The sequence below is a fragment of the Brevibacillus sp. 1238 genome (assembly GCF_029892995.1).
Classification (GTDB): domain Bacteria; phylum Bacillota; class Bacilli; order Brevibacillales; family Brevibacillaceae; genus Brevibacillus; species Brevibacillus parabrevis.
Genome location: NZ_JARXWC010000019.1, coordinates 55,522 through 76,089, shown reverse-complemented (window position 1 = coordinate 76,089; position 20,568 = coordinate 55,522). Strand labels below are relative to the sequence as shown.

Sequence of the window (20,568 nt, the reverse complement as noted above, 5' to 3'; positions counted from 1 at the left end):
TTTGCAAAAAGAGTATACACAAAAAAAGGGAGAGACACCACCAAGACTCCCGCGACATAGCGATCTGCCCGGTAGCAGCGCCCTATTCAGCCTCTGTCACCGAGTAACAGGCAACCCACGCCTTCTCCATTCGTCAAAGCCGCCGCTCAGATTTTGCACTTGTAAAAAGCCGTTTGCTTTCAGCAAGCTCACCCCGATCGCCGACCTTCTGCCGCTCTTGCACTGCACCAGTATTGGCTTGTCACGCGGCAAGTCCTGCATGCGCTGCGGCAAATAGCCGAGCATGATGTGCTTCGCGCCCGGGATCTGCCCCTCTGCCAGCTCTTTTTCGTAACGAACGTCAATCACGTATAGCTCCCCCGCCCGAACCTGCTCTTCCACCGCTTCTGGCGTGACTTCCTGATACTGCTCAAAAGCAACAGACTGTTCTGCAAGCTGTTCTCCCCTGCCAAGCTCCATCGTGCCCTTTACCTGATCCAGCCCGATCGACTGCAAATCGTGCAAAACGGCGGGAACAAGCTGCGTCTCGGCCAGCACAAAAATCGGGCGCTCGTAATCGAGCAGCCACCCAGCCCACGTAGGGAACGACTTGTCGCAGGGCAGATTGATAGTGCCCGGCACATGCTTTTGGGCGAACGCTTCTGCCGGACGGACGTCTATGACTACTCCCTGCTGCTTCCATTCTTCCAGCACGCCAATGGAAGCTTCCGCCTGCACAGGTGCCGCTATCGCTTGCAGCGGTTGTGGCCCGACTTTGTTCAGATGTTTCATCATCGCAAAGTATGTAGGAGGCTCAGGCTGGCCCTGGAGCAATTGCTGCACAAACTCCTCTTCACGCTCATGCTGCAACGCCCAGTTCGTACGTTTTTCATAGCCAACCGTCGAAGACTGCACAGCCCCGATCGCTTTGCCGCACGCACTGCCTGCCCCATGCCCCGGCCACACTTGCAAATAGTCAGGAAGCTGCTTGAACCGCTGTAACGAGTGAAACATCTTTCTCGCCATTTCGTCAGCCGAGCCGCTTACGTTAGCCGCCTTTTCCAGCAAATCGGGACGCCCAATGTCACCGACAAACACAAAATCGCCCGTAAAAATGCCCATCGGTTCCGTGTCCGGCCAGCCTCTGTCTGTCAAAAGCAGGGCAATATGCTCTGGCGTATGCCCCGGTGTATGCAGGACTTCGAACGTCAGATGACCGATGCGGAATGTTTCCCCGTCGCGCAGCAAGCGGTGCTCGTACTGGGCTGCATACCGATACTTCCAGTCCGGCCCGCCTTCGTCTGACAAATACAGCGTCGCTCCCAATCTTTCCCCGATTTCCCTTACTCCCGAGAGGAAATCGGCATGAATATGGGTTTCCGTCGCAGCGACAATCTTCAGTCCATTTGCTTTCGCTGCCTGTACATATGGCTCAATATGGCGCGCCGGATCAATCACGATCGCTTCCCCTGTTGCCTGGCAACCTACCAAATAAGATGCCTGGGCGAGTTTTTCATCGTAAAAATATTTAAGCAGCATGAAAATCAGCCTCCTGTCTTTTATCAAGCAGCCATCCGCTCGCGTGGTCCTACAACTTTCCCGGAAGCATGCCGTGCCAGTACATCCGCGGGAGCAGCTCTTTTTTCAGCCAATACATGCTTAACCGTTCCTTGGATTGGTCAAAAGGGAATGTCTCGCGCGGATTCAGCTCGTAATCAAATTCAGCCAGGATCAATTTGCCGTAACCAGTGACGAGCGGGCACGATGTATAGCCGTCGTATCGCTCGGTCATCGGTTTTCCTTCAAGGAGCGACAAGACGTTTTGCACGACGACTGGTGCTTGCTTGCGAATCGCCGCCCCTGTTTTGGAGGTAGGCAAGTTGGTGCAATCGCCTATGCCAAAGATGTTGGGGAAGCGAGCATGCTGCAGGGTGAACGGATCGACATCGACCCAGCCGTCAGCAGCAGCGAGCGGACTGTGCTTGATAAAATCCGGCGCACTCATCGGCGGCACGACATGGATCATCTCGTACGGCATGGCTACTTGCGCTTTTGTGTCCAGGTTCTCGAAAATGGCTTGCTTTTTATCCGCGACGATTTCTACGAGATTATGCTTGAAGATCGTCTCAATCTGTTTTCTTTCAATGACTTTTTGCAAGGCTTCCGCGTATTTTTTCACACCGAAAATAGCCGCTGCGCCGGAGACAAAACGCACGGTCGAGCGGGAGCGCACCTTTGTTTTGCGAAAGGAATCGTCAGCGAGGTACATGATTTTCTGCGGTGCTCCGCCGCATTTCACAGGAGTGTTCGGGTTGGTAAACAGCGCGTTGCCTCCCTGAAAATGGCGAATTTGCTCCCACGTGCTCTCGACGTAGTCATACGAGTAATTGCTGCACACCCCATGCTTGCCGATGCTTTCCTTCAGTCCCTTTACCTTACCCCAATCGATCTGGATGCCAGCGGCGACAACCAGAAAATCATAATGCACAGCTGTTCCCGACGTTGTCATGACGGTATTGTTTTGGGGGAAAAATTTGGTGACGGCATCCTGTATCCAGACCGCTCCTTTGGGAATCACGGAGGCTTCGTCGCGCTCCGTCGACTCCCGGCTGACGACACCCGCACCTGCCAGTGTCCACAACGGCTGATAATAGTGCTTGCTTGCAGGATCAATGATGGCGATCTGGCCGATTAACGCGCGTGATTGGCGCAGCAGACGCGCCGCAACCGATATGCCTGCACTGCCTCCGCCTACAATCACTAGCTTGTAACGTGTCCTTTGCGTTGCTTCCATCACGCTCACCCCTCCTTGTATTGGATGAGAAACAACCCTTCGCCTATTCATATGGCAAGAGACAAGCCAAGTTGCTTGATCAAGCAAAAAACGATGCTGCCAAACTTTTGCATCCAAAAATACGGGGCTGCCCCCTGATCAGTGCGCCGCTATCTTTTCTCTTTTCATGTGAATGTCTATAATAGTAGAACATTGTAGTGGGCAAGAGGTGATTATAACGATGGACGACATCTGTGAAATTCAATGTTACGACGAAGAAAAGGTCAGTCGCTTGAAGCCGCACGCTGGCGAATCATTAGGGGTAGCGAAAATATTCAAAGCGCTGGCGGACGACACCCGGGCGAAAATCATTCATATTCTGTCCATGGAAGACGAGCTTTGCGTCTGCGACGTGGCAGCCATCATCGGCAGTTCCATCGCCAACACCTCGCATCATTTGCGGCTTCTTCGCAATATGGGGTTGGCCAAGTACCGCAAGGAAGGCAAGCTCGTCTTTTACTCGCTCGACGATGACCATGTGCGCCACTTGATCCTCGCGGGCGTAGAGCACGCAAAAGAACAGAAAGCGAATGTCCGAGCTACCTGATGGCTCGGTTTTTTATTTTTCCATGCGCCTGTTGCGCATGCGCAAAGAGTTCAGCACTACCGACAGCGAACTGAACGCCATGGCGATGCCCGCAAGCCACGGAGCCAAAAAGCCAAGCATCGTCGCCGGGATGGCAATGGCATTGTAAAAAAACGCCCAAAACAAGTTTTGCCGAATATTTTTCATCGCCATTTGGCTTAGCCTGATGGCGTGGACAACGCCGCGTACCTCTCCGTGCATGATGATGACATCTGCCGAGTCTTTGGAAATGTCGGCTCCGGTGCCCAAGGCAATGCCGACACTGGCTGCGGACAGGGCTGGCGCATCGTTGATCCCGTCGCCGACCATGGCGACTTTTTTCCCTTTTGCTTGCAACTCCCAGATCAACTCCGCTTTTTGCGCAGGCAGCACCCCGGCGTACACTTGCCCGATGCCGGCCTGTCTAGCCACGCTTGCCGCCGTATGCGGATTGTCTCCGGTAATCATGATGACTTCCTTGCCCATTTTTCTCAGCTGGGCGACTGCTTTTTTCGCGTCTCGCTTCAATTGATCCGACAGCACCACGTATCCAGCCAAACGCCCGTCAATGCCGACCAGCAGCACCATTTTTCCTTCCGCACCGTGAAGCTCCACCTGACTTTGCAAAGGGGCGATGTCCATGTTTTTTCGGGTCAGCAGCTTGGAAGATCCGACTACAACCGTATGGCCTTCCACAGTCGCCTCGATCCCATAGCCGGGAAGGGATGCGAAGGACGTAGCTGCCGGAATGGACAAGCCTTGTTTTTTGGCATGAGCCACGATGGTTGCCGCCAACGGATGCTCAGAGGTCAACTCCGCCCCGGCCACCAGACGCAAAAACGCCGCCTCGCTCCATCCGCGTGTATTAATCCCGACGACCTGATGAGCCCCTCGGGTCAATGTTCCCGTTTTGTCAAACACAACCGTATCGACCTTTTGCAGCACTTCCAAAAATTTTCCCTGCTTGAACAAAATGCCCATCTGTGCCGCCCGCCCAGACACCACCAGGATCGACATGGGCGTAGCCAGACCGAGTGCGCACGGGCAAGCGATGATCAGGACAGCGATCGCCTTTTCCAGCGCGCCGCCCAAATCTTGCGCGGTAAAGACGTAGTACCAGGCAACAAAAGTGATAACGGCAATCGCGATGATAATCGGCACGAACACGTCCGTGATTTCATCCGCCACTCTCTGGATCGGGGCTTTGGACAGCTGCGCTTCCTCCACGGTGCGAATCACTTGCGTCAGCGCGGTATCCTCGCCTACTTTTGTCGCTTTTACCTTGAGCCAGCCGCTCTGGTTCAACGTGGCGCCGATTACGGAATGGCCGCCCCATTTTTCCACAGGCAGACTCTCTCCGGTAAACATCGACTGATCGACGCTCGCGTGCCCTTCCAGCACGATTCCGTCTGTCGGAATCCGCTCGCCTGGCTTGACGATGAAAATATCGCCCGTTGCCAGCTCTGCTACCGGAACAGCCCGCACCTCATCGCCGCGCAGGACATGCGCCATCGTCGGTTGAAGCTGGTGAAGCTGTCCGATGGCATTTTTCGTCCGGTCTTTCGCCATCGCCTCCAAATATTTGCCCAGGAGCAGAAACGTAAAAATGACGGCGCAAGACTCGTAATAGACTGTCAGACCGTGACTCTCCTGCCCGATGATCGTAAACGTCAAATAGTGACTGTACAAAAAGGCGGTCGAGGTGCTCAGCACAACCAGCACGTCCATATTGGCGGAACGGTTTTTCAACGCGTTCCACGCCCCGATGTAAAACGACTGCCCGATAAACAGCTGGATCGGCAGCGTCAGTGCAAACTGAAACAGCGGCAGAAGAAACAAGCTCGGCACCCAGATGAATGACAGGACGGAAAAGTGCGCCGCCATCGCCCACAAAAGCGGGATCGTCAAAATAGCCGAGAAAATAAACCGCCGAAGCAGCAGCTTTTTTTCCTCCTGAAGCTCTGCTTGCTTCAAACTCGCGGAAAAACCGAGCTGTTCAATCTTGGTCATGATCTCCTGATCGTTGGTTTGCGCAGGATCAAAGGCTACCCGAGCCTTGTTGGTCGTCAGATTGACGTGGACTTCCTGGACGCCCTGAACTTTTCGCAGCCGCTTTTCAATCCGGTTGGCGCACGCTGCACAAGTCATCCCTGTGACCTGATACGTTTGGTTGATGGTCATGAAAAACTCCCCTTCAGCTTCCGTACATGCCCTCATGTCCAACCTATGCGGCAGGACAATTCAGTAGAAGATGAAGTATGAATGGCAACTGTCATGAATACGATAGGGAAGCTTGTAACTCATGGGAAAGTGGTGAGAATGCTGCGAAAATCCGGATTCTTTCGGCTGTCGTCCCTGCTGTTGTCCGTTCTCCTTGCACTCGTTGGCTGCGCTTCTGCGGATCATGCTGAACACGCCAGCACTGCTCTCGCACAAAAAACGGATACGCCAATGCTTGCGGAGCTGTCCATCCCGTTGCAGGTCGAGCTTGATCCGGCTCCGGCGAAAAACGTGAAAGAAAACACGCTGCGCATTACCGTGCCAGCCGAGCATGCAGCCAAGCTGGCCAACGCAAAAGTCTCCGTGTCCCTGACCATGCCCAATATGGACCACGGCGCTATCGTCTTTGAAGCGACGCAGGAAAAAGCAGGCGAATACGTCGCGCAAATCGTGCCGACCATGCTGGGAGAATGGCTGGCTACGATTACTTTCGAGATGGACGGCACAGCCATGAGCACAGCGTATTCTTTTGAAGTGGAGCCATAATAGTTAAAAGCATTGTAATGACTACCACAGCCACGGATTGACGGTGGGAATCCAGCCGTTGATGGCCATTCCCCGCAAGACGGACAATATCCCGATGCAGAGCGCAAGAGCGTTGCCCATGACCATCACCTTGGAGCGAAATGCTTTCGACAAAACCAGTGAAAACAACGCGATTGCCACGAGCGCGGGCAAAGTGCCCAAGCCAAACACGCCCAAGGTCGTCATCCCTTGCAGGACGCTGCCAGTAGCGGCGGCTTTCATGTGCATCGTATACGTCAGTCCGCAGGGCAAAAAGCCCAGCAGCAGTCCGCTTGCCAGCACAGGCACTGTTCCCTGCCGCTCTTTTTGCAATTGCAACAGCTTTTGCGCGGCGGGGAGTTTGAGCGGACTGTATTTGTCCAAAGGCAGCGCCACTTTTTTGACGACCCAGAGAATGATCAACAGCCCTCCGGCGATATTGGCAATTCCCTGCAATCCGACTACGACTCCTGCCGCATTCACAAACGATCCGACAAAGCCCATAAATGCGCCTACGGCCATGTACGTCACAATTCGCCCCGCATTGTATGCCAGGATCGTTTGCGCAAGCGACGCTTTGGATTGAAGCGTCATGGTGGACATGATCCCGCCGCACATCCCGATGCAGTGAGGAGCGCTGAGCAAGCCTGTCACAAAGACGAGCCAGTAGTCGTACAGTCCAGCATTCATCCCGCAGCCCCTCTTTTTCCATTATTTTTACGGTCATGCAATCACGCATCCTTTTCCTAACGTAATGGCTGCGGCTAGTATTTATGACTTCGCGGCAAATGAAAACGCCCCCGGCTTGTCTTACTTGCGGGGGCGTTCCTGGGCTGGCAAAGTGACCTTGATAGTCGTGCCGACTCCTGTTTGGCTGTCGATTTCGATGCTGCCTTTTGCAACCTGGACAATTTTCTGGACGATGGCTAAACCGAGTCCGCTGCCTGTCGCTTCCCGGTTGCGGGACTTGTCGCCTTTGTAAAAGCGCTCGAAAATGTGCTGGCGCTCCTCCTCCGAAATGCCGATCCCTGTATCGCGGATGATGACGGCGATGTCGGGCGATTGCCGAATCGAGACAAAAATGGTGCCATGCGGCGGAGTAAACTTGATGCTGTTGGACAGCAAATTGATCCATACTTGATTGAACAGCTGCTTGTCTGCGGTGACGAGTGTGTCCGGCAGTTCCAGCTCTAGCTCCAGCTTTTTCTGCTGCCATTGGCGTTCCAGCAGCAGTACGACTTGTCGCAACTGCTCGTCCAGCCGATATTCGCTCGGCTCGTACAAGCCCGTTTCCTTGTCCAGCGAAGCGAGCGTCAAAAGCTGTTTGCTCAGTGAGGAGAGTCGCCTGCTCTCTTCTTCGATAATCGCCAAATACTCCGCCTTTTGCGCCTCTGGCATGCCGCCGCTGCGGATCGCCTGGGAAAATCCCTGGATGGAAGCAAGCGGAGACTGGATTTCGTGCGAGACGTTGGAAACAAACTCTTGGCGCATGTCATCGAGCTGCTTCAACGATTCTGTCATCTGCGCAAAGTTGGCCGCCAGCTCCCCGATTTCGTCTCGGCGCGAGATGTCGAGCTGGATTTCGTACTCGCCTTCCGCCAGTTTTTTCGTCGCCTGGCTCAGTTTTTGGATCGGCCGAACCAAATAGCGGGTGAATATCAGAATAAACATCAAGCTGAGCAAAAACATGGCGACAAGCAACACGGCAAACATCACATGGACCTCGCCAAACTGCTGCTCGATGCTGGGCCGCACAAACAAGGCGTATTTCCGTCCTTCTGCTTCCAGCGGCAAACCGATGCTGTTTTTCAGCGTATTTTCAAAAAATCCGGTAACGAACAATCCGTGTTGTTCTTCGGCGATTCCTCTGTACGTTTCCCCGGCAAGCACCTTTTGTACGATCTGCGGCTCAATCTGCTGGTCGCGGAAAGGCGCTCCGAACGTTTGGACTTGTCCGTTCTCGTCTACGAGATACAGCTGAAAATTGAGATTGGCTACATGGGTCATAAACGCAGGCAAGTCCATACTGGCGGCATTATGCTCGTACAAATCGATGATCTGCTGGCCGATCCGGGTAATTTTTTGTTCATTGTACGTGCGCATGTTGCGCTGGTAATATTCGTTGGCAAGGAGAAAGCCGAGCGTCCCGCTGATGATGACGATCGCGACGAACATGAGCACGACCCGAAAGTAGAGGGATCTCATCCGCCGCGCACCTCCAGCTTGTAGCCGAGGCCGCGAACAGTGCAAATGACAAAGTCATCGGTCTTGTCCGTAAATTTTTCCCGCAGCCGTTTGATGTGCACATCGATCGTGCGGCTGTCGCTCTCGTTATCTCCTCCCCACACCAAATCCAGCAGTTGATCCCGCGTAAAAGTCCGGTCGGGAAAACTGGCGAGCTGGGCGAGCAGTTCAAACTCCTTGAGAGGGAGATGCATGACTTCGTCTTTGATTTTTACAACGTGGCTCATCCGGTCGATGACGGTATCATGCATGACAATGACCTGCTTGCTGACCATCTGGTAGCGGCGCAGCAAGGCCCTGATCCGATACAGCAATTCCGTCGGCTCGAACGGCTTGGTGAGGTAGTCGTCCGTTCCGGCCAAAAATCCTTTTTCCTTGTCCCTCACTTCGCCTTTTGCCGTCAGCATGATGACGGGAATATCGTAGTATTCGCGAATCTCCTTGCACAGCTCCCAGCCGTTTTTCCCCGGCATCATCACATCGACGATCGCCAACTGAACTTTTTCCTGCTCAAGCAAAACGGATGCCTGGCTCCCATCTGCGGCAGCCAGCACGCGGTATCCTTCTTTTTCCAAATAAAATCTCAGCAGTTCACGAATGTGCGCATCGTCATCTGCGACCAAGATCGTCATTTTCATCAGGCTTCTCCCCTTGCCGTGTCTATCTCAAGGCTGATGATCTGATTATAACGGGTAGCATCTCCCGCGATGCAGTCCCTTACGCAATTTTTCCGGTTCAGTTCCGTTGCGGAAAAAGGGACGCAAGGTTGCTTTCATCAGTATAGTTAGGGAATATGAACGGCAGATGAACAAAAAGCCATCGCTGCCTAAGCAACAATGGCCTTCCATTCTTATTAGTTAAACGTCTCTGCAAACCAGTTGGCGGAAGCGTCCACTTCCAGCCTGGTCAGCTGGTGACCGTATGACTCCCAGTGCAAAGTCACATCGGCCCCAGCCGCTGCCAACAGCTGCTTCAGCTCCTCCGACTCCTCGGGAGAGCAAATCGGGTCGTTCGTTCCCGCCCCGATGAACACCGGGATGCCGCTCATGTCAGGCAGGGGAATCCCGCGCCTTGGCACCATTGGATGATACAGCACCGCCCCGCGCAACGAATTGGCGTAATGGAACAGCAAGCTTCCGGCAATGTTCGCGCCGTTGGAATATCCGACTGCGACGATATTCTCCCTGTCCAACTGGTAGTTGACCGCTGCCTGATTCAAAAATTCATGCAGCTCCTCCGTGCGGAACACCAAATCTTCCTCATCGAACACACCCTCTGCCAGGCGACGGAAAAACCGGGGCATGCCGTTTTCCAGGACGTTGCCTCTGACGCTGAGAATAGAAGCGCCGGGATGAATCAGCTCAGCCAGCGGCACGAGATCGTTTTCGTCCCCTCCTGTTCCATGCAACAGCAACAGAGTGGGGGCTGCGAGATCGCTTCCTTTTCGAAAAATGTGTTTCATTCCTTGTCCTCCGCAAGCACGCGCACAGCAATCAGCGGCAGTCCCTGCTCGATCTCGGCGCGATGTGGTTCATACCATTCGGGCAGCATCAGCTTTTCACCGAGCGACTCGAATGGCTCGTCTCGTTCAAAGCCTGGCGGGTCAGTGGCAATCTCAAACAAAATCTCGCCTGGCTCGCGGAAATAGATGGCGTGGAAATACTGCCGATCAATAATATCGGTAGGATGGAAGCCGGACTGCGCCACTCGTGATTGCCACAAGCGGTGATCCTGGTCATCCTTCGCCCGCCAAGCGATATGGTGCACAGTTCCTGCTCCGCCTGCGCCTCTCGGCATTGGCTCGGCGTTGACATCAATGATATTGCCAAGGTCGCCGGGTGCCTGGAAGCGGACAAGCCCGTTTTCTTCGCCGACTCGGGTCAGGCCCATCAGCTTTTCCAGCACTTCCATCGTGTGCTTCGGCGCAACGCTGTACAGAATCGCCCCACCGAATCCTTTGATTGCCTTGTCAGCGGGAATACCTCCAAACGTCCACTGGCTCGCGGGGCCGCCTTCGCGCTCGACAATCTCCAGTTGCAAACCGTCCTTGTCGGCAAATTGCAGATAGATTTCCTGGAAGCGCTCTATGCGGCGGTACTCCACCTGGAACTTGTCGAGACGCTTTTCCCAAAAATCGAGCGAGCCGACAGGAACGAGAAAAGTAGTGTAGCCGACTTGTCCACCGCCTATGCGGCCATGTCGCGCCGTTTCCCACGGGAAGAAAGTGATCGCCGTTCCGGGACTGCCCACCTCGTTGCCGAAGTACAGATGGTACACTTCGGGGGCATCGAAGTTGATCGTTTTTTTGACCAGTCGCAGACCGAGAATGCCTGCGTAAAAATCAACGTTATCCTGTGCATTTTTGACAAAGGCTGTAATATGATGAATACCTGCTGTTTGTTGAGACATAGCTGATGACCTCCTTCATATATTTTTGCTTCTATTTCTCGATTATTCGGCCTGGAATGTGTTGTATCTGACGAACTCCCCTACCGGCTTGCGGTACCCTCTCACGCGTTGGCTCGCTGTATCTTCTTTTCCGATCGTAATCATCATCGTCGGCACATAACGATCCGGAATGCGCAAAATATCGCGGACTGCTTCCGGATCAAAGCCGATCATCGGGCACGTGTCCCAGCCCTTGTCTTTGGCGGCAAGCATGAAGAGCATGGCCGACAGGCTGGCATTGCGAATCGCTTCATCCCGTTTGAACTGATCTCCACCAGCTTCGTAGAAGGAATGGACAGACGATACAGTTTGATCGTATTCGCGCTGATCCATGACTCCCAAATGCAGCAGCCCCTCGTGGATTGGCCCCACATTTTTGTACGCCTCCAGATCGCCGAGCACCAAGATGACAGCGGACGCAGTTTTTACCTTATACTGTCTCTGTGCTGCTTCATATACTCGTTCCTTTGTCTCTGGCTCGGTCACGATCACATAGTGCGCGTGCTGGAGATTAAAAGCGGATGGGGCAAATTTGACGAGCGACATGATCTCCTCAAGTTCAGCTGTCGTAATAGATTCAGTAGGGATAAATTTATTGGCAGATCTCCGGTTTTTCACTAATGCAGTAAACTCGCTCATTTTGATTTCCTCCTCGACATCACCGAATGGTGTGTGCCATTATCATCATTTTTAAAAATCTTTAATTTAAGATATTAACACAAAAAACAACTTAACGATTGCCCTTGAGGATACTGACTGCAACAAACTTGGTTGGTCGAGAAGCTGATGAGCGCGTGCAGTAAATATCTTTAATTTAAGATAATTATAGAGCCAGCATGACTCGTTGTCAACCTTTCGGGCCAGAAGAAAGTTTTTCTCCCGGCCCTGCTTCATCTATCGGGGCAATTCGCTTACAGAAACCTGCAAATCCGCTTCTTTTGGCAGCCATGCCCGCATTTGTTCCCATTTAAACAACTGTTCAATATGGTACACGCCTTGCGGAAAATCTTCCGAGTAGAGTGTTTTAGCTGCAAATGCGGCCACTTTTGCCGTCATATATGACTGGTCGCGCCCTTGCAATTGACACGTCGCCATTGCCGCGTGATTGCCCGCTTTTCCCCGTGCCTCGATCTTGATGGCAAATAGATCGTCTCCCCATTTCCAGCGCAAAAACGATTCCACGACGGCTTTCCGTACCGCTGACCGCTTGAGCAGTCGGCAAATTCCGCTGCGGCGAAACGCAGCCACTGCTCTCGTCACCCACTCCTGATCAAAACAAAGCCGTGTGGAGACTGACGCTACACCGAGCGTTCCGGCGAGTGTCTGCTGATCGGAAAAAGGGAAGCGGTACGCTTTCTTTTTCCCCAGTTTTGCTCCGAAATCGACCAGTTTGCCGTCTGTCATGCTCTCTACGCTCACCCGGCGATGATCTTGCGTCACATCATAGCGCGTGCACAGATGGTCTACGGTCCATTCCATCGCCGCCTTGCCGTGCCGATCTCCCAAACCGAGCATGATGAAAATATCCAGCTCCGTCACTTCTTCCAGCAAACGATGCGCATGGGCTGCGAGCAGATTCGTCAAGCCCGGCGCAAGTCCGATACTGAGCACGGCAGTTCCTGTAACCTTCGCTTGGGAACGCCTGCCCCATTGCTCCAGGCGGGTCAAAAAGGCACCGGATGCAGACACATCGATGTAGTGCGTTCCGCTCAAAAGGCACTGCTCGGCGAATGCCGTATCATGCTGGTCCAGACACATCACCACCAGCTTTACTTCCGCAAGCAGCTCCTGCTCTGGCGGCTGTCGAAGATCGAACGCGAGAGGGCGCACTTTCCCCGCTGTTTCCCGGCAAAAAGCCTCGGCCTTTTCCATGCTGCGCCCGGCGGCATACACCTGGCCTGGATACAGCTCCCCGAGTTCCTTGCAGATCGTTGCCCCTACATGTCCGTAACCGCCCACCACCAGGATTTTTTGTTTTTTCATGCGCCTCGTCCTCTCTTCTGTAAAAGCTTCTCGGCCCTGCCCCCTGCGTGGACTGGAACGATTGAAGCCTGGCATCCGTCTGGTCGCTATCCGTTTGCTCGCTTTTTCCGGTCGTTGCTACGGGTCGCATACCCCCAGATGCACAGGCAGCATAAGCTGAGCCAGCCGCCCATGATGAACACGGTTTTGTACGCTTCCAAATCTGGTTGCGCCCCTGCTGTTTGTCCGTTCATCATCCCCAGGCCAAGTGCCGCGCCTGTCACCAGTCCTGCGTTTCGGGTGAGCGCGATCATGCCCCCGACTGCCCCGGCATGCTCCAGCGGAACGTGCTTCATGATGTAACTGTTGTTTGGCGAGGCGATCAGCCCCATCCCGGCGCCCACCAGCGCAATCGCTGCGATCAGTTCAACCGCGGACATGTGCCCAAGCCATACTCCCAAAGCGGCCAGTCCTGCTCCCATGCTCCCCAGTCCGGCCAGTACAACGGCTTGAGCCTGATAACGGTCGGCGGCCCAGCCCCCAAGCGGCCCCGTCAATGCCAGCAGCAGAGGGTACGCTGTGAGCAGATAGCCAGCTGACAGAGAAGACATTTTCGCATAATCAAGCAGGTAGAACGGCATAACGACCAAAACCAGGTTGGCCAACACGAACGAAGCAAAACTGATCAAAAGCCCTGTCGAGACAGCAGGAAGCCGAAAAACCGCGACAGGCAAAAACGGCTCTGCCTGATGGCGTCCTCGCCAGATCAACAGCCAGAGCACGACGATGGCAAGGCCGTAAAGCATGATTTGCCGCGCCGATAGCCAGCCCCATTCATTTCCGCCAGAAATCGCAAAAATCAGGGAACTGACTGCAATCGTGAACAAGCCCGAGCCAAAAACATCGATTGATTTCGCCTGTTTTTTCGGCAAGTGAACAGGAATGTAGCGAAACGCAAGCACAGTCGCTACAACCGCTACCGGAACATGCGCGAGAAACAGCCATTCCCAGCTCCATGCAGAAGCGATAAATCCGCCGGCAATCGGGCCAGTCATCCCGCCGAGCGCTACAGCCGTGCTCATAATCCCAAGCGCTCTCCCACGCACTTCCTTTGGCAGCAGCAGTGTAATCAGAGCGATATTCGTAGCCTGAAACATCGCCGCACCGACGGCTTGCACGACCCGCAGGACAAGCAATGTGGCAATCGTCGTCGAACATGCGACGAGAACCGAGCTGATGGTAAAGAGCAAAAAGCCGTAGTTGTGAAGCATCCGGTGGCCGTATCGGTCACCGAGCTTGCCCATGACGGGAAGCAGCGAAGCGATGACGAGCAAATATCCGGTCGTAATCCATTGGGCCACTCCCAACTCCGTCTGAAACAGTTGCGTAAAAGAAGGCAGCGACACGTTGACGACTCCTGCCGTGAAATGCGACAAAAAAGCTCCAAGGCAGATCGCTGTCATCATGAAAAAGCGCTGTTTCGCACTCATAAGCGTCTGAAGCTGCACGCCTGTTTGCATCATCATCACCTGCTACTTTTGACCGCGAACCAGGCATTGATCAGATAAGAACCGAAGTAGCGCGAGCTGTGCTCGAACCCAGCCTCTTCCATCAGCTCTTGCACTTGGCAGGCTGGGATCGGATCAGATTCTTGGCCCATGGAGGCAGCAAAACGCTCCCACTCGGCAAGCGAAATGCCGTTGTCGGTCATATGCGTGCGCCAGGCTTGCATTTGCATGGCAAACGCCTGCGACTGCGGATCGCCAGCAATGGCTGCGAGACAAAACGGGGCGCCTGGCTTCAGCCGTGCCGCAATCTGCTGCAACAGCTCTCTTTTTGCGGCAAGACCTTTGACAAAATGAAGCACGAGCAGACATGTCGCCGCATCGTAGACTGTCTGTTCCGGCAGCACGTCGACCGTTCCTTCGTGCAAAACCGTACGCGCAGCCAAGTCCGCGCCAGCCGTTCTGTGCCGGGCGCGTTCGAGCATTTGCACCGATGGATCAATACCTGTAAACGTCCAATGCTCATGTTTTGCTCCCAGCGTCACGATTTCCTGACCGCCGCCAGCGCCTACAACAAGGATGTGCTTCTGCTCTCCGGTTTGCGGCAGCTGCGCTCCCAGCAGGCGCTCCGTCATTTCGTACAAGTAGGCGTACCCGGGAATTTTCAGCGCGATTGTCTGCTCATATTTCGCTACTTCTGGATGGTGCCAGCTTAAAGGCCGCTGTTTTTCTGTCATCTGTCTCTCTCCCGTCTTTTCCTGTCGTCAATTGCCAAAGCCTTAGCTGATCTGCTTGCGAGAAGTACGTGCCGCCATGTTGCTCCACCGAAGCTGCCGTTACATCAGCCAAAATGTGCGTTGTCCTGCCTCCCAGCACAACAATGCGCGTTCCGAGAGCGAGCGCTTCGTCCAGATCGTGTGTCACGAGCAAAACGGTCGGCTGCTCGCTTTCCCACAGCTTCCTGAACAACTGGTGCATGCCAGCTCGTGTAGCAGCATCCAGACTTTGAAAAGGCTCATCCATAAACAACAGTCCAGGCCGCGCGGCAAAAGCGCGAACGACCGACACGCGCTGCCGCATCCCGCCGCTCAACTGGTCAGGGTATGCGTGCAGCACCGCACTCAAATCAGCAGCATCCAGCATGGCAAGCACCCGCTCTTGTTCTTGCTCTTGCCGTTGCTCCAACACCCACAGGACGTTTTCCAGCACCGTCTTCTCAGGCAGAAGGCGCGGTTCCTGAAAAACGTAGCCCAGCCGTTCCCCTTCATCGCGCGAAATGACTCCCTGCGCAGGCCGGATCAGCCCGGCAGCCATTTTCAGCAGAGTCGTTTTGCCAATCCCCGATGTTCCCATCAGGCACGTCACTTGAGCTTTGGCTGCCTCCAGCGAAAAGTTATCGAAAAGCAGCCGGCCAGCTCCATATTTCAACGAGATTCCTGTAAATCGCATGCGGCGCTCCCCCTCCTTTCGCGCGGCCGGGTGATTTTGCGCACGAGCACTTCCAAGGCCATCCCGAACAAGGCAACGAGCAATGTCCAGGCCATCACTTCTTCCGTTTTCAAGTAAATGCGCGCTGTGTTCATCGAAGCTCCGATCCCCGTCTGCCCGCTGATCAGCTCCGCCATGACGATCGTTTTCCAGCCCATGCCGACGCTGACGGTAAGCGCAGCCGACCAGAACGGAGCGAGCGCTGGCAAAATAATATCCACGAGCTGCTTGCGGCGATTGACCGAAAAGACGCGCGCCATCTCCAGCAGCTCCTTGGGCAATTGCCGCACGCCCTGCAAGGAATTGAAAAAGAAGAGCGGAAACAGGGCCAGCGTCACGACGAAAATTTGCGCCCCGCCGTTCACTCCGAGCCAGAGAATGGCAAGCAGCATCCAGGAAACGGGGGGAACTGCCTGCAACACGGAAACGGCCGGGCTAACCAGCTTGAACACCAGCTCTTGTGCGCCTGCGAAGACGCCAAGCCCGGTTCCAAGCAAAAAAGCGATACCGAAGCCCGCTGCGAGCCTGAGAAACGAGTAGAGCAGCGGCTCCATCAGGCGGCCTTTTTCGTATAAGCCAATCAACGTCTGCAAGCTCTCCCACGGCCCCGGCAAAATGACAGGAGGATACACGCGGGACAGCCCCTCCCAAGCCAAAAGCAACAGCAAGTACGTAAGGCCGCTCGGCCAGTTGTTACGAGCCGTAGTAAAAATCGGCATCTGGCACTGATCCTCCAATCGAATCGGGAGCGATTTGCAACAGAACGCCCAGGTAACGCTCCACTTCCGGTTTGGCTGTCTGCGCGTCCTTATAAAGCAGCGTAATTTTGGGCAGAGCAGAAGCCAGCACCGCCTCTGGCATGCCAAACTCTTCTGCCGCGATTTTCAACGTCTCGCCCGCTTGCTGGTTGACCTGCCGGACAGCCTCCTGATACGACTGTTCGAAGCGGGCGATATCCGCTGCATGCGTTTTGGCCCAGTCGCGATTGACGAAAACGGCCGTTTGCGGCAAGTCTTGTCCAAACTCGGCCTGCCACTCTTTTTGAAAATCGACGACTTCGCTCACTTTTCCTTTTGTTTTCATCCGCAAGCCACTCAGTACAGGCTCAGGCAACACAGCGTGCTTGATTGTGCCCGCCGCCAGTTGCTGCATGATGTCCGGGATTGCGCCGTAGGCCAGGTTCACTTTGCCTTGCAGTCCTTTTTTGGCAAGCAGATGTTGCGTCAAAATATCGGGCGGCCCGCTTTGCCCCGGGATATAGACCGTCTCGTTGCTCAATTGCGAAAGCTCGCGCACGTTTGGGTCAAGCGAAATCAAATACATCGAGCCGTACGTGTTGACGTGAAGCAGCTGGATCGGCATTCCCTTTGCGTACAGATTGGCCCCGACATTGATCGGAGCAGCGTACAATGGCGCTTCATTGCCCTGTATGCCAGCCAGCAGTTGCTCTATGGAATCCCATTTGGCTATTTGGAACGTACCGTCTGCCTCTGTCTTTTCCATATAGACGGCAGGAATCAGAGACGGTGCCTTGGGCGTAAGCAGCGTGATCGCGGCAGGGCTGGCAGCAGGACCCGGCTGCTCGGCTATGTTAGTTGCCGTGTTCGTTGTGGCGCAACCAGTCAAAAGAATCAGCGCAGCCAGACTGCTTGCAAACATGCGGGTAGCGTGGCGGTAAATGGATTTCATAGCAACTCTCCAACTCCTCGTTGACTTTTGGCATCTCTTCATTAAGAATTATTCTCAATTATAGAGATGCACGATAGGAGCACCATCCCACAAATATGGGATTTTTCTGCGAATCCACTGAATCTACACGCACAGGAGAGCACAGATGAATGCAAAATGGGAAGCAAGCAAACGAAAACTGCTGACTCTGGCAAAGCGGCATTCCTCTTCTCAGGACTACCGGACGGCGCTTTTGCAGGAGCTGCGGGAGTTCGTGCCTTTTGACGGGGCGTGCTGCACGGCGGTAGACCCGCAGACGCTTCTGTCTACAGGGGCCATAACCGAGGACGGGATTGAGGCGATTCATCACGGGATTTTTGAATATGAGTACCTGCGTGAAGACTTCAATCGGTACGATCAGTTGAGCCAGTCAGCAGAAGCGGTCGCCACGCTTCATCAGGCAACCGGAGGCGAGCTTGTGCGCAGCGCGCGTTACCGCCATGTCCTGTTCCCTGCCGGATTTGCCGATGAACTGCGTGCGGCGCTCAAGTACGATGGAGCTTGCTGGGGATTTTTAACGTTGTTTCGCTTTCAGGGGCGGCCTTTTTTTAGCGAGGAAGAGCGCGAGTGGATGGCGGAGCTGGCACCGTTGATCGCCTACCAGCTGCGAAAAACGAGCCTGTCCCTGCCTGCCGAGGAGACTTCCTGGATGGAGGAAGAGACGGGGATTTTGCTCATGTCTGATCAATTGGCGATCCAATCGGCCAACACGACCGCAGACAGATGGCTTTCGCTTTTGCGCAAGTGGGAGTCGATCGATCGCCGCACCTTGCCGCGACCAGTGCGCGCTGTCTGCTCCCGGGCGTTGGCGCAATTGAACGAGTCTGACCCGAAAGCGTCCATGGCAAAAGTGTGCATCCGCATGCCTGATGGCCCTTATGTCGCGATTCAGGCAAGTCCGCTGCACGGCCAGGACGGAGCTGTCCATCTGGCGGTTTTGTTCAGCCCGGCCAAGCCAGCCGATATTCTTCCGATTGTGTGCGAGGCTTACGGATTGTCCGAGCGTGAAAAACAGCTGCTCGCTCTGATCGTGCGCGGCTTCTCTACCAAAGAGCTTGCGCACAGGCTGCACATCTCTGCCTACACGGTGCAGGATCATTTGAAGTCGATTTTTGTGAAAACAGGCGTATCCAGCAGACGCGAGTTGATCTGGCAGCTGTTTTCGAGATTCGGCGTGGAGGCAAGCGAAGGGAAATGAAAAGCAGCCTGGTCGCACCACTATTCCGGTGCAATCAGGCTGCTTTGTTGTTGCGATCATGTCATCTGATAAATCTGGATCAGGTTCCCGCACGTATCGTTCAAAACGGCGAGGATCACGTTTCCAGCCTCGGTCGGAGGCGTCTTGAAAACTACGCCGAGCTGAGTCAAGCGCTCGTACTCTTTGTTGACGTCACTCACTTCAAACGCCGTCGCAGGGATGTTTTGCTCAAAAATCGCTTTTTGGTAGGTCGATGCAGCCGGATTTCCGTTCGGCTCCAGAAGCAACTGTACACCGTCCGGCTCTTCCGGAGACACCACTGTCAGCCACTTGGCCCCTCCCATCGGAATGTCCATTTTGGTCACGAAACCGAGTATCTCCGTATAAAACTTTTGCGCCTTTTCCTGATCGTCTACAAAAACACTCGCCAAACTGATTCGCATAAGGAACCTCCTGATTACTTTTCAGCCTATTTCGCTAGTGTACCCCCGATGGGCTGCTTTCCTACCTACCTGTCTTTGGGCAAGGCAAGATGAAAAATCCATTCCTCGCCATACACGACAAAAGCTCGCTGCTCGGCATTCGCTTGCGAGACCGCAACGACGTCAACTGGCAGCGAAGTATAAATAGCCTGCTCTTCCGGCAAGCAATAAGCGGCGATAGCAGGAAAGTCGTCTTGCTCATACGGTCTGATCCAAAATCCATTCGCTACAGTCATGGAAGCTCCCTTCTATTCCTGGCACGCCTCTCTCAGCTTCTGATCGAGCACCTGAAAGACGCTTGCCAGCTTTTCTGCGGGAACGTTCGCATAGCGATCGCCTATGCTCACTTCGTAGTAGCTGGAATGCTCGTCTACCTTCCGCGCATAATGGGAGATTCCTACGCCTGTCTCCTCGCAAATGGAAAGAAGAATTTGCTCGAAACGCTCTTTGGGCAAACGGACATGCACATGGAACATGTTTGATACAGGTACGGCAGGGATGGTGGTGACGCCGTGGCATTGGTTGTATCTGCCGGCGAGGTCTTTGGCCTGCTCGTAATACTCGCCGAACTTGCCCTTTCTCGCTTCAAAGTTGGCTTCGGCAGTCAAAATGTACGGATACAAGCTGATCAGATCGCCGCCATGGCGCCTTTTCCAGATCACGGCCTCTTTCGTGAAAGTCTCGTCTCCGGCCAAAATCGCTCCGGCGATGCCGCCGACTCCTTTGTACATCGAGATATAGACACTATCGAACAACGCGCATACTTCCTCGGCCGTTTTCTGATAGTATGGCAAAATTTCCAGAAGCCTTGCTCCATCCAGATGCAAGCGGATGCCTTTTTCCTTGCAGTGGCGCGAGATTGCTTGCAGCTCCTCGTAGGACGGCAGTTGTCCGCCGATTTCACGCTGCGGGAGTTCCAATAGCAGGCAGGAAATCTCCTCCGTCATGCCGAGGACATCGTCCAGCGCAATTACCCGGTGTTTGTCCGCAAGCAGCACCGCGTCGATGCCGTGGAGCTTGCGCAGCCCTTCCTCTTCATGAATCTCCAGATGGCAAAGCGGATGGTACGCCACCCGGTTGATGCCTTTTTCCTCGGACCAGATGCGCATGGCGATTTGCTGTGCCATCGTACCGCTCGGGAAAAAGACGGCGGATTCTTTTCCCAAATATTTTGCCATTTTACGCTGAAAATTCTCGATGACCGCTCCCGTTCCGTACACATCCGCCTGGAGGTCGCCATCCAGCTCCTGAAAAACAAGCTGCAATTGGCGGATATCTCTCTTGCTGTGCCCAGCTAACTGATAGGTCGTCTGATTGAATGCTTGCAGCAACGTTTTCTGATCTTCCATGTC

21 protein-coding genes are annotated in these 20,568 nt (G+C 54.3%); 3 read left to right on the top strand and 18 right to left on the bottom strand.

What is annotated here, in order from left to right; all coding sequences use genetic code 11:
* Nucleotides 1-96: 96 nt before the first annotated feature.
* Nucleotides 97-1,518 (bottom strand): MBL fold metallo-hydrolase, encoded by a 1,422-nt coding sequence (locus M2298_RS26520; protein ID WP_280649304.1) that lies wholly within the window; start codon nt 1,516-1,518, stop codon nt 97-99.
* A gap of 49 nt (nt 1,519-1,567) precedes the next feature.
* A complete protein-coding gene (locus M2298_RS26515) occupies nt 1,568-2,773 on the bottom strand; it encodes an FAD/NAD(P)-binding oxidoreductase (RefSeq protein ID WP_280649312.1) in 1,206 nt (401 codons plus the stop codon).
* 220 nt (nt 2,774-2,993) lie between these two features.
* Between M2298_RS26515 and M2298_RS26510 the strand changes: the two genes are divergently transcribed.
* On the top strand, nt 2,994-3,359 hold the full coding sequence (locus M2298_RS26510) for an ArsR/SmtB family transcription factor (RefSeq protein WP_063229102.1): 366 nt from the start codon (nt 2,994-2,996) through the stop codon (nt 3,357-3,359).
* A gap of 12 nt (nt 3,360-3,371) precedes the next feature.
* Here M2298_RS26510 and M2298_RS26505 read toward each other — a convergent pair whose 3' ends face one another.
* Complete coding sequence (locus M2298_RS26505; protein ID WP_280649303.1) at nt 3,372-5,558, bottom strand: heavy metal translocating P-type ATPase; 2,187 nt, start codon at nt 5,556-5,558, stop codon at nt 3,372-3,374.
* 138 nt (nt 5,559-5,696) lie between these two features.
* Here M2298_RS26505 and M2298_RS26500 point away from each other — a divergent pair, with 138 nt between their 5' ends.
* On the top strand, nt 5,697-6,143 hold the full coding sequence (locus tag M2298_RS26500; protein WP_173599714.1) for a FixH family protein: 447 nt from the start codon (nt 5,697-5,699) through the stop codon (nt 6,141-6,143).
* 21 nt (nt 6,144-6,164) lie between these two features.
* Here M2298_RS26500 and M2298_RS26495 read toward each other — a convergent pair whose 3' ends face one another.
* The 12 genes from M2298_RS26495 to M2298_RS26440 all read right to left on the bottom strand — a co-directional run bounded on the left by M2298_RS26495 (nt 6,165) and on the right by M2298_RS26440 (nt 17,497).
* Nucleotides 6,165-6,851 carry a sulfite exporter TauE/SafE family protein gene (locus M2298_RS26495; protein ID WP_217023388.1) on the bottom strand — a complete coding sequence of 229 codons (687 nt, stop codon included), beginning with the start codon at nt 6,849-6,851 and terminating at the stop codon, nt 6,165-6,167.
* 120 nt (nt 6,852-6,971) lie between these two features.
* Nucleotides 6,972-8,366, bottom strand: coding sequence for a sensor histidine kinase (locus M2298_RS26490; RefSeq protein WP_173597925.1), 1,395 nt, complete (start codon nt 8,364-8,366; stop codon nt 6,972-6,974).
* Nucleotides 8,363-9,043: a response regulator transcription factor gene (locus tag M2298_RS26485; protein WP_122962198.1), complete on the bottom strand. Its 681-nt coding sequence runs from the start codon at nt 9,041-9,043 to the stop codon at nt 8,363-8,365. The genes M2298_RS26490 and M2298_RS26485 overlap by 4 nt, the downstream gene beginning before the upstream one ends.
* A 215-nt stretch (nt 9,044-9,258) precedes the next feature.
* Nucleotides 9,259-9,867 (bottom strand): alpha/beta hydrolase, encoded by a 609-nt coding sequence (locus tag M2298_RS26480; protein WP_280649302.1) that lies wholly within the window; start codon nt 9,865-9,867, stop codon nt 9,259-9,261.
* A complete protein-coding gene (locus M2298_RS26475) occupies nt 9,864-10,814 on the bottom strand; it encodes a ring-cleaving dioxygenase (RefSeq protein WP_280649301.1) in 951 nt (316 codons plus the stop codon). Before M2298_RS26475 ends, M2298_RS26480 begins: the two co-directional genes overlap by 4 nt.
* 42 nt (nt 10,815-10,856) lie before the next feature.
* On the bottom strand, nt 10,857-11,492 hold the full coding sequence (locus M2298_RS26470) for a nitroreductase family protein (RefSeq protein ID WP_280649300.1): 636 nt from the start codon (nt 11,490-11,492) through the stop codon (nt 10,857-10,859).
* A gap of 255 nt (nt 11,493-11,747) precedes the next feature.
* Nucleotides 11,748-12,836 (bottom strand): saccharopine dehydrogenase family protein, encoded by a 1,089-nt coding sequence (locus M2298_RS26465; RefSeq protein ID WP_280649299.1) that lies wholly within the window; start codon nt 12,834-12,836, stop codon nt 11,748-11,750.
* Between the two features lie 86 nt (nt 12,837-12,922).
* Entirely contained in the window at nt 12,923-14,335 is a 1,413-nt protein-coding gene (locus M2298_RS26460) for an MFS transporter (RefSeq protein ID WP_280649298.1), read from the bottom strand.
* 5 nt (nt 14,336-14,340) lie between these two features.
* Nucleotides 14,341-15,057, bottom strand: a complete 717-nt coding sequence (locus M2298_RS26455; protein WP_280649297.1) for a class I SAM-dependent methyltransferase — start codon at nt 15,055-15,057, stop codon at nt 14,341-14,343.
* Nucleotides 15,002-15,769 carry an ABC transporter ATP-binding protein gene (locus M2298_RS26450; protein WP_280649296.1) on the bottom strand — a complete coding sequence of 256 codons (768 nt, stop codon included), beginning with the start codon at nt 15,767-15,769 and terminating at the stop codon, nt 15,002-15,004. Before M2298_RS26450 ends, M2298_RS26455 begins: the two co-directional genes overlap by 56 nt.
* Nucleotides 15,745-16,527: an ABC transporter permease gene (locus tag M2298_RS26445; protein WP_280649295.1), complete on the bottom strand. Its 783-nt coding sequence runs from the start codon at nt 16,525-16,527 to the stop codon at nt 15,745-15,747. Before M2298_RS26445 ends, M2298_RS26450 begins: the two co-directional genes overlap by 25 nt.
* Nucleotides 16,502-17,497, bottom strand: a complete 996-nt coding sequence (locus tag M2298_RS26440; protein ID WP_280649294.1) for an ABC transporter substrate-binding protein — start codon at nt 17,495-17,497, stop codon at nt 16,502-16,504. The genes M2298_RS26445 and M2298_RS26440 overlap by 26 nt, the downstream gene beginning before the upstream one ends.
* Before the next feature lie 145 nt (nt 17,498-17,642).
* Here M2298_RS26440 and M2298_RS26435 point away from each other — a divergent pair, with 145 nt between their 5' ends.
* Nucleotides 17,643-18,734, top strand: a complete 1,092-nt coding sequence (locus M2298_RS26435) for a helix-turn-helix transcriptional regulator (protein ID WP_122962189.1) — start codon at nt 17,643-17,645, stop codon at nt 18,732-18,734.
* 56 nt (nt 18,735-18,790) lie between these two features.
* Here the strand turns inward: M2298_RS26435 and M2298_RS26430 are convergent, their stop codons facing one another.
* The 3 genes from M2298_RS26430 to M2298_RS26420 form a co-directional block, all read right to left on the bottom strand.
* Nucleotides 18,791-19,177 (bottom strand): VOC family protein, encoded by a 387-nt coding sequence (locus M2298_RS26430; RefSeq protein ID WP_173599708.1) that lies wholly within the window; start codon nt 19,175-19,177, stop codon nt 18,791-18,793.
* 65 nt (nt 19,178-19,242) lie between these two features.
* Entirely contained in the window at nt 19,243-19,452 is a 210-nt protein-coding gene (locus M2298_RS26425; RefSeq protein ID WP_122962187.1) for a hypothetical protein, read from the bottom strand.
* Between the two features lie 12 nt (nt 19,453-19,464).
* On the bottom strand, nt 19,465-20,565 hold the full coding sequence (locus M2298_RS26420; protein ID WP_280649293.1) for a threonine aldolase family protein: 1,101 nt from the start codon (nt 20,563-20,565) through the stop codon (nt 19,465-19,467).
* Nucleotides 20,566-20,568: the final 3 nt, after the last annotated feature.

What these genes read in the sequence shown, in the direction of transcription:
- M2298_RS26520 (WP_280649304.1), bottom strand. Translation starts at nt 1,518, where the DNA reads ATGCTGCTTAAATATTTTTACGATGAAAAACTCGCCCAGGCATCTTAT.
- M2298_RS26515 (WP_280649312.1), bottom strand. Translation starts at nt 2,773, where the DNA reads ATGGAAGCAACGCAAAGGACACGTTACAAGCTAGTGATTGTAGGCGGA.
- M2298_RS26510 (WP_063229102.1), top strand. Translation starts at nt 2,994, where the DNA reads ATGGACGACATCTGTGAAATTCAATGTTACGACGAAGAAAAGGTCAGT.
- M2298_RS26505 (WP_280649303.1), bottom strand. Translation starts at nt 5,558, where the DNA reads ATGACCATCAACCAAACGTATCAGGTCACAGGGATGACTTGTGCAGCG.
- M2298_RS26500 (WP_173599714.1), top strand. Translation starts at nt 5,697, where the DNA reads ATGCTGCGAAAATCCGGATTCTTTCGGCTGTCGTCCCTGCTGTTGTCC.
- M2298_RS26495 (WP_217023388.1), bottom strand. Translation starts at nt 6,851, where the DNA reads ATGAATGCTGGACTGTACGACTACTGGCTCGTCTTTGTGACAGGCTTG.
- M2298_RS26490 (WP_173597925.1), bottom strand. Translation starts at nt 8,366, where the DNA reads ATGAGATCCCTCTACTTTCGGGTCGTGCTCATGTTCGTCGCGATCGTC.
- M2298_RS26485 (WP_122962198.1), bottom strand. Translation starts at nt 9,043, where the DNA reads ATGAAAATGACGATCTTGGTCGCAGATGACGATGCGCACATTCGTGAA.
- M2298_RS26480 (WP_280649302.1), bottom strand. Translation starts at nt 9,867, where the DNA reads ATGAAACACATTTTTCGAAAAGGAAGCGATCTCGCAGCCCCCACTCTG.
- M2298_RS26475 (WP_280649301.1), bottom strand. Translation starts at nt 10,814, where the DNA reads ATGTCTCAACAAACAGCAGGTATTCATCATATTACAGCCTTTGTCAAA.
- M2298_RS26470 (WP_280649300.1), bottom strand. Translation starts at nt 11,492, where the DNA reads ATGAGCGAGTTTACTGCATTAGTGAAAAACCGGAGATCTGCCAATAAA.
- M2298_RS26465 (WP_280649299.1), bottom strand. Translation starts at nt 12,836, where the DNA reads ATGAAAAAACAAAAAATCCTGGTGGTGGGCGGTTACGGACATGTAGGG.
- M2298_RS26460 (WP_280649298.1), bottom strand. Translation starts at nt 14,335, where the DNA reads ATGCAAACAGGCGTGCAGCTTCAGACGCTTATGAGTGCGAAACAGCGC.
- M2298_RS26455 (WP_280649297.1), bottom strand. Translation starts at nt 15,057, where the DNA reads ATGACAGAAAAACAGCGGCCTTTAAGCTGGCACCATCCAGAAGTAGCG.
- M2298_RS26450 (WP_280649296.1), bottom strand. Translation starts at nt 15,769, where the DNA reads ATGCGATTTACAGGAATCTCGTTGAAATATGGAGCTGGCCGGCTGCTT.
- M2298_RS26445 (WP_280649295.1), bottom strand. Translation starts at nt 16,527, where the DNA reads ATGCCGATTTTTACTACGGCTCGTAACAACTGGCCGAGCGGCCTTACG.
- M2298_RS26440 (WP_280649294.1), bottom strand. Translation starts at nt 17,497, where the DNA reads ATGAAATCCATTTACCGCCACGCTACCCGCATGTTTGCAAGCAGTCTG.
- M2298_RS26435 (WP_122962189.1), top strand. Translation starts at nt 17,643, where the DNA reads ATGAATGCAAAATGGGAAGCAAGCAAACGAAAACTGCTGACTCTGGCA.
- M2298_RS26430 (WP_173599708.1), bottom strand. Translation starts at nt 19,177, where the DNA reads ATGCGAATCAGTTTGGCGAGTGTTTTTGTAGACGATCAGGAAAAGGCG.
- M2298_RS26425 (WP_122962187.1), bottom strand. Translation starts at nt 19,452, where the DNA reads ATGACTGTAGCGAATGGATTTTGGATCAGACCGTATGAGCAAGACGAC.
- M2298_RS26420 (WP_280649293.1), bottom strand. Translation starts at nt 20,565, where the DNA reads ATGGAAGATCAGAAAACGTTGCTGCAAGCATTCAATCAGACGACCTAT.